Origin of the sequence: Streptomyces malaysiensis subsp. malaysiensis (assembly GCF_040653035.1) — a bacterium.
Classification (GTDB): domain Bacteria; phylum Actinomycetota; class Actinomycetes; order Streptomycetales; family Streptomycetaceae; genus Streptomyces; species Streptomyces malaysiensis.
In genome coordinates this window covers 549,706-561,443 of record NZ_JBEZNG010000002.1, presented here as the reverse complement: position 1 = coordinate 561,443, position 11,738 = coordinate 549,706, and the positions used below count along the sequence as shown (strand labels likewise).

Below are 11,738 nucleotides of genomic sequence, written 5' to 3'. Positions count from 1 at the left end.
GGTTCTCCTGGTTCATTGCGGTGTGATGGCTCTCCGTGGTGTGCCGGCGTCGGCACCGGTGGCCGCCCGTTCGTCGAGTTCGACCACGACACGGACGGCGTCGGCGCGGGTCCAGGTACGGCTGCACATCAGGACGTCGCCGATCGCCTCGTCCCGGCTGACGCTCTCCACCAGCCAGGCGGGCTGGCTGCTCTCCATGCGCAGGACGCGCAGGACCTCCGTCGGCGGGACGTCGATGCTGACCCGGCACCAGGCCCGCATCGGCCGCACCCGCACCGTCTGACGGAGCACCTGGTCGACCGAGTCGACCGCGTGCAGCGCCAGATCCAGATGGGGCACCTCGTCCACCGGGATCCACTCATGGACCCAGGAGGCGAGGAGGTCGTCGATGTAGAACTCGCGCACCACCTCGTGCACCGGCGAGCCGGCCGGCCGCTCGAACCTGTCCGCCAGGTGGGCGGGCAGGGGGATCGTGCGCACCGACTTGACCAGGGCGCGAGGTGTGGCGCCGGCCGCGGCGATCGTGGCGGACCACGACGGCGGGACGCTGCGCGAGATGACGTAGTCGATCCGCCGGTTGACGAACGTGCCCGACCCCTGGGTCCGGCGCACGACGAACCGGCGCTCCAATTCCTGAACGGCCGCCCGTGCGGCGGCCCGGCCCACGCCGAACCGCCGGGCGATCTCGGCCTCGCTGGCCACCCGGGTGCCACGGGCACACTCGGCCAGCTCGGCGGACAACCGCTCCGCGATCTCCAGATACCTGGTCGCACTCACACCGGGAACTGTGATCGGCCCACTCGTCCGGACAACCTGCCGATGGCCAACGAGTCCGGCCGGGAACGTGAACAACCGGGACAGTTGTTTCACGGTTCGAACCGGCCGTCTCCCGTGGAATCCAAGGTGTGCATCCGGCGGTCAGCGGTCCTGCCCGGCCGGGCCGCCCGGAAGCGCGAGCCCGGTGCTCACCCGTTCGGCGGGGCGTGTCCCGGGGCCCGGTGGCCCGGCGAAGTCACCGGTGACAGCATCGGCACTGGCAAGCCGGCGTGGCACGACAAGACGCATCAAGAAAGGTCGCGTCATGGGCGTATGCACCGTGGGTGACTATCTCCTGCGCCGTCTACAGGAGATCGGAGTCAGGCATGTCTTCGGAGTGCCCGGCGACTACCAACTCGAATTCCTGGACCAGGTCGAGGCGATGGACGGCATCGACTGGGTCGGGAACTGCAACGAGCTCAACGCCGCCTACGCCGCGGACGGCTACGGCCGGCTGAACGGGATCGCCGCGCTGGTGACCACCTTCGGCGTGGGCGAGCTGAGCGCCCTGAACGGCGTCGCCGGCGCGTACGCCGAATCGGTGCCCGTCGTGTCCATCGTGGGGACACCGGCCACCTTCGTCGTGGAGGGCAAGCAGAAGGTCCACCACACGGCCGGCGACGGCGACTTCACCCGTGCCGCGAAGTGTGCCGGTGAGTACACCGTCGCCCAGGCGATCCTGACCCGTGACAACGCCGCCTCGGAGATCGACCGGGTGCTGCGCTTCTGCTGGCTGCTCAAGCGTCCCGTGTACATCATGGTGCCCTCGGACGTCGCCTACGAGACGATCGAGGCACCGGCCGACCCCCTCGCCCTCCTGGAGCCCTCCAGCGACCCCCGCAAGCTGGAGAAGTTCGCGGGCCGGGCGCGGGATGCGCTGCGTGCGGCCCGGTCGGTGGCCGTGCTGGTCGGCCCCGAAGTCGACCGCTACCACCTCACCGGCCAGCTGATGGAACTCGCCGAGAGGATCGCCTGCCCGGTCGCCTGCCTCAGCAACGCCAAGGGTGTCTTCCCGGAGGACCACGACCAGTTCATCGGCGGATACGCGGGCAAGCTCAGCGACGCCTACGTCAGGGAGTCCATCGAGAACGCGGACTGCCTGCTGGCCCTCGGCACCCAGTTCACCGACTCGGTGACCGGCGGGTTCTCCCAGAACATCGACCCGTCACGGGTCATCGCACTGCATCCGACGGGCGCCGCCGTCGGCAACACCCAGTACGCCCATGTGTCGATGAAGGACGCCTTGCTGGCCCTCGCCGGCACCGGCGTCCACAAGCCCTCCGCCATCGCCTCGCTCCTCCAGCGCCGCGCCAGGGGGCAGGCGTATGAGCCCGTCCGCTCGGCCCGGCTGGTCCAGGAGCGCTTCTGGGAGCAGTTCCAGGCGTTCCTCGAGCCCGGCGACGTGGTGATCGCCGACCAGGGCACCGCGTACTACGGATGCGCCGAACTGCCTCTTCCGCACGACTGCACCTTCGTGGGCCAGCCGCTGTGGGGGTCGATCGGCTATACGCTTCCGGCGCTGCTGGGAACCATGCTCGCCGCGCCCGGCCGCCGCCACATCCTGCTGATCGGCGACGGCTCCTTCCAGCTGACCGCGCAGGAGCTCTCCACGCTGCTGCGGAACGGGCTGCACCCCGTCATCATCCTGATCAACAACGACGGCTACACGGTCGAGCGCTGCATCCTCGGCGCGGACGCGAGCTACAACGACATCGCCACCTGGCGCTACGACCGACTGGTCGAGGCATTCGACCCCCAGGACCTGGCCATCACCGCCAAGGCGAACACCGAGGACACACTCGCCGCCGCGTTCGCGGCGGCCAGGAGCAACCGCGACCGGCTCGTGTTCGTCGAGGCGGTCATGGAGCGCCTGGACGCCCCGGAGTCCCTGGTCAAGCTGGGCAAGGCGTTCGCCACCGCGGACTACCACCACGCACCCGTCTCCTGAACGCGAACCGGTCCGAACTCCCGTTGAGTTCGGCGGTGGCCGGGAGCGCTGCCCTTCAGCGACGAACCGTGGTCGACTCGGGTAGCCTGACCATCAGGTTCACTTCGTGAACAGACTCAGGTTCACGAAGTGAACACGCTGTCAGGCTCTCGATCACCATCCGGCGGAGGCTCCCCATGAGCAAGTCGACACGGTCGTCCGACGCCACGCGCGCGGACCGTGGCGACCAAGCCGATATCCAGGCGGTGAGCCGGGTCAGCCAGATCCTGTCGCTGTTCGAGCCCGCCACTCCGGAAATGACCGCCGTCGAGGTGGCCGAGCGGCTCGGCCTGAACCGCACCACCGCATACCGGTACTGCACATCCCTCGTCGCGGCGGGGCTGCTCGAGCGCAACGCCGAGGGCAGCTATGTGCCCGGTGGTCTGCTGCTGCAACTCGGTGCCTTCGCCATCGGCCACCGCAGTGTCATCAACCTCGCCCCGCGCCATATGAGGGCGCTCGCGCGCGCCACGCAGACGACCGTGGTGCTCAGCCTCTGGGGCCTCACCGGACCGGTGGTCTCCCGGGTCGAGGAGAACATCTCCGCCGTGGTCGTGGTGTCCGTGCGGGTGGGCAGCCATCTGCCGCTGGATTCGGCGCAGAGCAAGGTCTTCCTCGCGTACCACGCCGACCAGCTGTCGATGGAACGGCTGATGGCGAATCTGCCGGGCCAGGCGCGGGAGGAACTGCGCGCCGATGTCGAGCGGGTGCGCACGGTGGGACACTGCTCCGCGATGAGCACTCCCGGTGTCGTCGCGGTGGGCGCGCCCGTCTTCGACGAGTACGGCATCTGCGCCACCATCGCGGTCGTCGGCCCGGACAACACCCTGTCGATGGCCGATGACACCCCCGAGCTGCGCGTCGTCGTCGACACCGCGCGTGCCCTCACCCAGGAACTCGGCGGCCACTACCGGCCCGACGACCTCGACCAGCGGGCGGTGTAGAGCGGCCGCTGGTCGTACGGGGCCGGGCCGGGTGGCGCCGAGCCGGGTGGTGCCGGGTCAGGCCAATTTCGGGATCGAGCTGTCATCGGCCATGTCGACGTCCTTCGTCTCCGGGCCGAGGAAGCCACCGAACGCGATCAGTGCGCCGGCGAGCGCGATCAGGACGGCCGGGGCGAGGTGTGATGGCATGACGCCGTCGAATTGCCGCAGATAGAACTGGTAGAACGCGGGCGCGATCAGCGCGAGGCTGTACCCGACGCCGTAGCCCGTGGAACGGATGCTCGCCGGGAACCGCTCGGTCAGATACGCGGCGATCGGGCCGAATGTGCCGACGGTGAAGACGCCGATCATGACACCCCAGCCGACGGCCGCGCCCAGGCCGCCGTCGGACACCATCAGCAGCGCGTATGACCCGGCGCCGATCACCATGACCGACAGCCCGTAGCCGATGTAGAACCGCCGCCGCCCGATGCGCTGGGAGAGCAGTCCGAAGAGGGGGTAGCACAGCGCGGCGGACGCGTTGATCACGAGCATGGTCAGCGTGACCTGCTTGCTCGACAGCGCAAGGTGCTCCTTGAGCTGTCCGGGGGTCACGGCGGCCTCCATATTGGTGGCCAGCCAGGTGCCGGTCATCAGCACGAACACCTGGGCCAGCGATTTCGGATAGCGCACAAGGAGCTGGACCAACGGCAGTTTGTGCCGCTCCCCGGTGTACTCGGGCGGCGGCTCGTGCACCTGCTTGAGGTAGTAGCGGAACAACAGGGCCGACAGCACCGCGCCGACCAGGAAGGGTATCCGCCAGCCCCACTGCACATAGCTGCTGTGCAGTCCGGTGGACGGCATCGCTTGCAGCAACAGCAGGGTGAGCGCGGCGATCATCGCGTACGCGGCGGGGGAGGTCGAGGTGATGACCGAGGCGTAGAGCCCGCGCTTGTGCCGTGGGCTCCACTCCATCGCCAGGGGCACCGCGGTGGTGTACTCACCGCCGAGGAAGATCCCGTCGATGAATCTCAGCGCGATCAGCAGGCCGACCGACCAGGTCCCGATCGTCTCGTGGCCCGGCAGACATGCGGTGATCAGCGTGATGACGCCGAAGCCGCCGACCGCGACGAGTGTGGTGCGCTTGCGGCCGACCGTATCGGCGAAGTGGCCGAAGATGATGGCGCCGAGTGGGCGGCCGATGAGCGTCGACGCGAACACCAGCGATGCGAGCAGGGCCGTGGTGCTCGCGCTCAGCTGCGCCGACTGGAAGTAGTCCGTCGCGGGCGCGAGCACCACGATCGGCAGATAGATGTCGAACTGGTCGACGAAGTAGGCGAACGCCCCGCCGCGCACCGCGGCGCGCGCCTTGGCGGTGTCCGGACCGTGCGGGGTGTTCGGGTGAGCGTCGTCGTCCAAGATCGCCGACTGCTGCTCTGCGGGGGGCAGTGGGGACATCGCGTCCTCCGGATCGGTTGCTGGCTGCCCGCAGCTCTGAGGTGCCACATGCGGCGCGTTGCGAACTGCGTGTTCACGAAGCGAACTGTCGACCACCCTAAAGTTGTGACTTGAGTCGCACAAGAGTGCTGCAAGGGGTTGACTTGCGGTCTACAGTGAAACGCGAATTCACAATACGAACCGAGGTGGTTTCCTATGAGGGAACGTCCTGCCATCGCCTCCGTCCTGGACGGCCTGGTCGATATGCATGTCCACTCCGGCCCCAGCCCGTTTCCGCGTCGCCTCGACCATGTCGAAGCCGCACAGGACGGCGCCAGGATCGGGATGCGCGCCATGGTCGCGAAGTCCCACCATCACAACACCCAGATGGACATCCTGGCGATGAAGGGACGCCTCGCCGGGGTCGCCGCCTCCGCCTACGGTGGCATCGCCCTCAACAGCACCGTCGGCGGTCTCAATGTGCACGCGGTGCGCATGTGTCTGCGCATGGGCGGCAAGGTCGTCTGGTTCCCGACCATCTCCTCGGGCCGGCACATCGACTGCCACCCCGAGGACGGGGCGTTCCCGACCACCACCGTGCCCCTGACCCTGGAGCGCATCGACATCGTCGACGGGAACGGGGAACTGAAGCCCGAGGCGGCCGAGATACTCGACGAGATCAAGGAGCAGGAAGCCGTCGTCAACGGCGGTCATATGTACCCCGAGTACATCCGCACGCTGTTCCGGGCGGCGAAGGACCGCGGCATGACGCGGATGGTCGTCAGCCACCCCGACTATGTGATCGGCGCCGACCCCGACCTGTGCCGCGAGCTCATCGCACTCGGCGCGTTCATCGAGCACGAGGTCGGCATGTACGACCCCGAGGGGACGCAGAAAAGGGATCCGAAGCGGCTGCTGACCTGGATCGAGGCGCTCGGCCCCGAGCACACCGTACTGGCCTCGGACTTCGGCCAGGCGGTCAACCCGAAACCGGTGGACGCGTGGCTGCGGGTCGCCGGGGCGCTGCTCGACCTCGGCCTGCCGGAGAAGGACCTGCGGCGCATGGTCTGCGACAACCCGGCCTATCTGCTCAACCTCGACACCTGAGCGAAAGGACACCACGGTGTACGAAAAGGACGACCCCCGCTCCTCGCTCGCCACGGCGACCGCACCACGGCCGGACAGCGGTGCCGCGATAGCCGCCGCCCAGTACTTCGATCTGCACCGCCTCGCCCCGCCCGGCGCCGCGACACCGGACGCCCGTACCGCGGTCGTCCGCGCCCAGAACGTGGTGCTGGCGCACGCCGAAGCGCGAGCCGGCGACGACCTCGACAACGGGACGCTCGACGGTGAGCTCGCCGTGGTGGTCACCGGCGCCTCTCCCGCCTTCACGGTGGTCACCGGCGAGGGGAGCACACGTATCGATACGCCCGGACTCGTGGTGGTCCCGCCCGGTGCCTCGCGGATCAGTGTGCACGGCGACGGCCCGCTGATCCGCCTGGTCGAGGCCGCCGAGCCGGCGTGGCGGGACCGGGCCGCCAACGCCGAGGCGTACGCGGCGGACCACCCGCGCGTCGCACTGCTGGAGCGGTGGCCGGAGCCCGTCGGCGGACCCGCCGTACGGTTCTACCCGCTGGCCGGGGTGCCGGAGGACCCGGCTCGGTTCGGCCGCATCTTCCGCACCCGGTCCTTCATGGTCAACTTCCTGCCGGAACTGGACGGTCCGCGCGACCCGCACAAGCTCTCACCGCACACCCACGACGACTTCGAGCAGCTGTCGCTGGCCGTGCGGGGGCAGTACGTACACCACATCCGCACCCCCTGGCTGGGCGACAGCTCCCAGTGGCGCGACGACGAGCATGTACGGCTCGGCAGCCCGTCCCTCGCGATCATTCCGCCGCCCACCGTGCACACCTCCGAAGCGAGCGATCCCGAGGTGAACCAGCTGATCGACATCTTCAGCCCGCCACGCACCGACTTCTCGGAGAAACCCGGCTGGGTGCTCAACGCCGACGACTACCCGATGCCATGAGCGCGCCACGACGCACGGGCGCCGGGCTGTTCGCACCGGACCGCGCCACCACCCCGCTCGGCACCTGGCTGAAGATCGCCTCGGGTGAGCCGGCCGAGATCATGGCGTACGCCGGGTTCGACTTCGTGGTGATCGACCTGGAGCATGCGCCGCTGGACCTCCAGACCGCGTACCGGCTGATCAACTCGGCCGCCGCGCTGGGCATGGTGCCCCTGGTACGGGTGCCGGACAAGACGGCCTCGACGATCCAGAAGATTCTCGACGCGGGGGCCATGGGCATCCTCGTGCCGCACGTCGACACCGTCGAGGAGGCCGCGGCCGTCGGGCGGGCCTGCCGGTTTCCGCCCCACGGGGTGCGCGGTGCCGGAGGCACCAGCCGGGCCGGGGCGTGGGGGCTGGCCCCCGGCGCCGACTACCTCGCCACCGGCAACGACGATGTGCTGTGCATTCCACAGCTCGAAAGCGTCGAGGCCATCAAGGCCGCACCGCGGATCCTGGCCCTCGACTCCGTCGACGCGGTGTTCGTGGGCGCCGCGGATCTTTCGATGTCGATGGGCTCCACACCGGCCTCACCGGAGGTGCTGGAGCTGATCAGCTCGGCGGAGGAAGCCGCGCACACCGCGGGAAAGCTCTGCGGGCTCGCGTTCGGCGGCGTGCCCGAACGCGCCGCGCGGGCGGTGCGCGACGGCTGCGACTTCGTCCTGCTCAGCAATGACACCTCGATGCTGGCGGAGACCGCGCGCGGGCTGGTCACGGCGTTCCGGGAAGCGGACGGGCACCGATGACGCTCTCCCTGCCCCGCTCGGCGCTGTCGATCGCCGAACTGGACGACCTCGACCACGAGGGAGCGGTGCGTTTCCTCCGGGCCCTCGAAGAGGGCGGCCACCGGATGGTCTGGATCCCCGAGGTCGCCGGGCGCGAAGCGTTCACCACCGCGGCGCTCGCGCTCGGTTCGACACACCGGATGATCGTGGGCAACGGCGTCGCCCGTGCGCTCGAACGTGTGCCGAAGTCCGCCGCGTCGGCGGCGCGGGACCTCGCCGCCGGCTACCCGGGGCGCTATGTGCTGGGGCTCGGGGTCAGCGGCGCGGTCCGCGAGCGGGGTGTCGGCCCGCTGCCCTTCCTGCGCGACTACCTCGACGAGGTCGACGCGACCATCGCCCGCCGGGGCGGCAGCCGGGCGGCGGTGCCACGGGTGCTCGGCGCGTATTCGGCCGGGATCACCCGCCTCGCCGCCGAACGCGCCGACGGCCTGATCACCTTTCTCGTCACACCCGAGCACACCCGCTGGGCGCGCGAGACGATCGGGGACGACCTGTTCCTCTCGGTCGTCCAGTGGGCGGTGGTGGGCCGCGACCGTGCCGCGGCCCGCGATGTGGCGCGCGAACGCCTCGCCTACTACCTGACGCTGCCGCACCAGATCGCCAAGCTGACCCGGCTCGGGTTCACCGAGGCCGACCTCGCACCACCCGGCTCCGACCGGCTCGTGGACGCCCTCGTCGCCTGTGGCACACCCGACCAGGTGCGCCAGGCGGTGCGGCGGCAGTACGACGCGGGCGCCACCCAGGTGGCCATCAGCCTGGTCGGCCGGCTCGACGACGCCAAACTCGACGCCTACCGGGCGCTCGCACCCCCGCACACGACCCGGACGACAGGAGACGACGACACATGACCATCACAGAGGAGAAGAACTGATGCGGGCGGCCGAGAAGGTCATCATCACCACCGCGGTGACGGGCTCCGTACACGTGCCGTCCCAGAGCCCCTACCTCCCGCTGACCGCCGAGCAGGTGGCCCGGGCCGCGGTCGAGTCGGTCGAGGCGGGATCCGCCGTCGTACATCTGCACGCCCGGCGGCCGGACGGGCAGCCCACCTTCGAGCCCGAGGTCTTCGAGCGGATCATCGCGTGGATCACCGCGCGGACCGACGCCGTCATCAACATCACCACCGGTGGCTCACCGGCGATGACGATGGAGCAGCGCCTGGCGGGTGCCGTCCGGGTCCGGCCCGAACTCGCATCGATGAACATGGGCTCGATGAACTTCGTGTACTCGGGGATGGCCGACCGGGTCACCGACTGGAAGCACGACTGGGAGAGGCCCCATGTGCTCATGTCCTACTCCCGCCCGTTCATCAACACCTTCGACGCCATCGAACACGCCTTGCGGACGCTCGGTGAGTCCGGCACCCGGTTCGAGTACGAGTGCTACGACATCGGACATCTCTACTCGCTCGCCCACTTCGTGGAACGGGGCCTGGCGAAACCGCCCCTGCTGATCCAGGGCGTGTTCGGCGTCCTCGGCGGCATCGGCGCCGATCATGAGAACCTGGACCACATGGTGCGCATCGCGGACAAGCTCTTCGGCGACGACTACTCCTTCTCCGCCTTCGCGGCTGGCCGCGACCAGATGCGCTTCGGCACCCACAGCGCCCTGCTCGGCGGCCATGTGCGGGTGGGGCTCGAGGACAGCCTGTGGATCGGCAGGGGACGGCTCGCGGAGAGCAACGCCCAGCAGGTCAGGAAGATCCGGTCGCTTGTCGAGGAGTTGGACCTGCCGATCGCCACCCCCGCCGACGCCCGGGCGATGCTCGCGCTGCGCGGTGCCACGGACATCGACAGGAGCACGGTCTCATGAGCACTCCGCCGCTCGCCGGCAAAGTCATCCTCCTCGTCGGGGCCAGCGCGGGGATCGGAGCCGATGCCGCGCGTGTCCTCGCGGAGGACGGCGCCGCCCTCATGCTCGTCGCACGCACCAAGGAGCCGCTCGCCGCCCTCACCGAGCAACTCACCTCCGAGGGGCACGATGTGGCCTTCACCACCGGCGATATCTCCGACGCGGCGAGCGTGGCCGGGTTCGTCGACGCCACCGTCGCACGGTTCGGCCGGCTCCACGGCGCGTTCAACAACGCCGCGATGACCCAGGGCGGGCGCCTCGACGCGGTCCCGGAAGCGGACTTCGACCGGATCATGGCCGTGAATGTGAAGGGCACCTGGCTGTGCATCCGTGAAGAGATACGTGTCATGGAGGGGCAGGGCTTTGGCTCGATCGTCAATGTGAGCAGTATCGGCGGTCTCCGCGGCAGCTCCGGCATGGGCGCGTACCAGGCCACCAAACACGCGGTCATCGGCCTGACCCGCACCGCCGCCCACGACTTCGGACCGCTCGGAATCCGGGTGAACGTGCTGGCTCCCGGCCCGACCGAGACCCCGATGCTCGCCGAGACCCGGCGGGCCATCCCCGGTGGCGTGGAGGCACGGATCGCGGCCACGCCCTTGCGCAAGGCCGGAACGGGGGCTGAGGTCGGGGCGAGCGCGGCGTTCCTGCTGAGCGACCGGGCGAGCCATATCAGCGGGGCCGTACTGCCGGTCGACGGCGGGTTCCGCGCCTGACCCCCACACCCGCCCGCGTGGGGTTTCTACTCCGCGCTCTCCAGGAGCCTGAACTCCGTCAGGCCGAATTGATGACCGTTGACTTGAAGCTGCACGGCGTGGGTGCCCGGGTAGTAGACGCGTGTGCTGATGGGGCGAAATGAATGGCTGCGCGTCACATCAACGGATTCCGCGGGAGCCAGGTCGCGTTTGGTGAGCTTGAACACCTTGGGTGCCAGCTTTCCGTTCGCCTTGAGGTGATGAACGACGTAGTCGATGGCGAGGGAGACGGGCCGGTCGGAGACGTTGGTGACGCTCGCGGTGAAAACGAGGGTTCCGCCATGAGGGACCGCCGTCTCCGTCAGCAGCGGCCCGACCACTTGGAGATCCTCGCGGCCGCCATGGAAACCGACCAGCTCCAGGGCTGCCGGATCGCCCTTCTTGACGAGGGTGCGCATGGCGTGACGCACCAGGGCCGGTGTGGTGGGCGCCGGGTTGTGCGTCCACCGGGCGGCCACCTTGGTGGCCAGTTCGGCGTCGAGGCGGGAGATGTCATTGACGTGGTTCGCCACCGAGCGCCGCACATCCGGCGAGATATCGGAGTGCAGCTTGTCCAGCACGGGAACGGTGGCGCCGGGATCGCGGTTGAGCTCGGGAACCTGCCGCGCCCAGGGGAGTTTGGGGCGGCTGCCCTCGCTCGCCAGCCGTCGTACGGCCGGGTCGGGGGAGTCCGTCCAGACCAGCGCCGCCGCAAGCGTGCGTTCCAGATCCTGGTTGAGGAATGTCCGCAGGGCGAACTCGCTCGTCAGACGTGGGGTGAGCTCCGCCAGCAGGTCGAGGCCGTCGTCGAAGTGCCGGCCGTCGGCGGCCTCGGTGGCCGCCACGGCGACGGCTTCGCCGACCGGCCAGATCATCCAGCCCGTCAGGTCCGGGTGCGTCAGGCCCTTGCGCACCGCGTGCGCCAGGCGTTCGTAGTCGCGGCCGCAGTCGGTCAGGAGCGCGTCGGCCACGGACCGCGCCCGTTCGCCGAGGCCGAGGGGCCCCAGCGTCGTCGAGCTGTTGGCCACGGACTGCCAGCGTGAGGGGGCGGGGGAGGACTTCTGGAGGATGGCAGCCAGGCGGCGGATGCCGTCGGGGCTGATCAGCTCGTCTGCGGTGGGCACATGTACTCCA

The 11,738-nt window shown here is 69.5% G+C and carries 11 protein-coding genes; 8 read left to right on the top strand and 3 right to left on the bottom strand.

What is annotated here, in order from left to right:
• Positions 1–12: 12 nt before the first annotated feature.
• Positions 13–777: a GntR family transcriptional regulator gene (locus tag AB0E24_RS06725; protein WP_093703862.1), complete on the bottom strand. Its 765-nt coding sequence runs from the start codon at positions 775–777 to the stop codon at positions 13–15.
• Between the two features lie 304 nt (positions 778–1,081).
• Here AB0E24_RS06725 and AB0E24_RS06720 point away from each other — a divergent pair, with 304 nt between their 5' ends.
• Positions 1,082–2,764: an alpha-keto acid decarboxylase family protein gene (locus tag AB0E24_RS06720; protein WP_359375145.1), complete on the top strand. Its 1,683-nt coding sequence runs from the start codon at positions 1,082–1,084 to the stop codon at positions 2,762–2,764.
• A gap of 176 nt (positions 2,765–2,940) precedes the next feature.
• Positions 2,941–3,747, top strand: coding sequence for an IclR family transcriptional regulator (locus tag AB0E24_RS06715; protein WP_079256058.1), 807 nt, complete (start codon positions 2,941–2,943; stop codon positions 3,745–3,747).
• Positions 3,748–3,804: 57 nt separating this feature from the next.
• On the opposite strand, the gene AB0E24_RS06710 is transcribed toward AB0E24_RS06715, so the two are convergent.
• A complete protein-coding gene (locus AB0E24_RS06710) occupies positions 3,805–5,184 on the bottom strand; it encodes an MFS transporter (protein WP_359375144.1) in 1,380 nt (459 codons plus the stop codon).
• Positions 5,185–5,379: 195 nt separating this feature from the next.
• Between AB0E24_RS06710 and AB0E24_RS06705 the strand changes: the two genes are divergently transcribed.
• From AB0E24_RS06705 to AB0E24_RS06680, 6 genes are read left to right on the top strand one after another with little or no spacing between them, the layout of a single operon-like run.
• Positions 5,380–6,270, top strand: a complete 891-nt coding sequence (locus AB0E24_RS06705) for a DUF6282 family protein (RefSeq protein ID WP_359375143.1) — start codon at positions 5,380–5,382, stop codon at positions 6,268–6,270.
• Positions 6,271–6,286: 16 nt separating this feature from the next.
• Positions 6,287–7,195, top strand: a complete 909-nt coding sequence (locus AB0E24_RS06700) for a cupin domain-containing protein (protein WP_359375142.1) — start codon at positions 6,287–6,289, stop codon at positions 7,193–7,195.
• Positions 7,192–7,980 (top strand): HpcH/HpaI aldolase family protein, encoded by a 789-nt coding sequence (locus AB0E24_RS06695; protein WP_069862588.1) that lies wholly within the window; start codon positions 7,192–7,194, stop codon positions 7,978–7,980. Before AB0E24_RS06700 ends, AB0E24_RS06695 begins: the two co-directional genes overlap by 4 nt.
• A complete protein-coding gene (locus tag AB0E24_RS06690) occupies positions 7,977–8,867 on the top strand; it encodes an LLM class flavin-dependent oxidoreductase (protein ID WP_069862590.1) in 891 nt (296 codons plus the stop codon). The genes AB0E24_RS06695 and AB0E24_RS06690 overlap by 4 nt, the downstream gene beginning before the upstream one ends.
• A gap of 22 nt (positions 8,868–8,889) precedes the next feature.
• Positions 8,890–9,831, top strand: a complete 942-nt coding sequence (gene kce / locus AB0E24_RS06685; RefSeq protein WP_147965062.1) for a 3,5-dioxohexanoate:acetyl-CoA acetone transferase — start codon at positions 8,890–8,892, stop codon at positions 9,829–9,831.
• A complete protein-coding gene (locus AB0E24_RS06680; RefSeq protein ID WP_359375141.1) occupies positions 9,828–10,586 on the top strand; it encodes an SDR family NAD(P)-dependent oxidoreductase in 759 nt (252 codons plus the stop codon). Before kce ends, AB0E24_RS06680 begins: the two co-directional genes overlap by 4 nt.
• 26 nt (positions 10,587–10,612) lie before the next feature.
• On the opposite strand, the gene AB0E24_RS06675 is transcribed toward AB0E24_RS06680, so the two are convergent.
• Positions 10,613–11,728 (bottom strand): DNA alkylation repair protein, encoded by a 1,116-nt coding sequence (locus AB0E24_RS06675; RefSeq protein WP_359375140.1) that lies wholly within the window; start codon positions 11,726–11,728, stop codon positions 10,613–10,615.
• Between the last annotated feature and the right edge of the window lie 10 nt (positions 11,729–11,738).

Coding starts and splice junctions, on each gene's coding strand:
- AB0E24_RS06690 (WP_069862590.1), top strand. CDS start 7,977: ATGACGCTCTCCCTGCCCCGCTCGGCGCTGTCGATCGCCGAACTGGAC.
- AB0E24_RS06720 (WP_359375145.1), top strand. CDS start 1,082: ATGGGCGTATGCACCGTGGGTGACTATCTCCTGCGCCGTCTACAGGAG.
- AB0E24_RS06695 (WP_069862588.1), top strand. CDS start 7,192: ATGAGCGCGCCACGACGCACGGGCGCCGGGCTGTTCGCACCGGACCGC.
- AB0E24_RS06705 (WP_359375143.1), top strand. CDS start 5,380: ATGAGGGAACGTCCTGCCATCGCCTCCGTCCTGGACGGCCTGGTCGAT.
- AB0E24_RS06710 (WP_359375144.1), bottom strand. CDS start 5,184: ATGTCCCCACTGCCCCCCGCAGAGCAGCAGTCGGCGATCTTGGACGAC.
- AB0E24_RS06680 (WP_359375141.1), top strand. CDS start 9,828: ATGAGCACTCCGCCGCTCGCCGGCAAAGTCATCCTCCTCGTCGGGGCC.
- AB0E24_RS06715 (WP_079256058.1), top strand. CDS start 2,941: ATGAGCAAGTCGACACGGTCGTCCGACGCCACGCGCGCGGACCGTGGC.
- kce (WP_147965062.1), top strand. CDS start 8,890: ATGCGGGCGGCCGAGAAGGTCATCATCACCACCGCGGTGACGGGCTCC.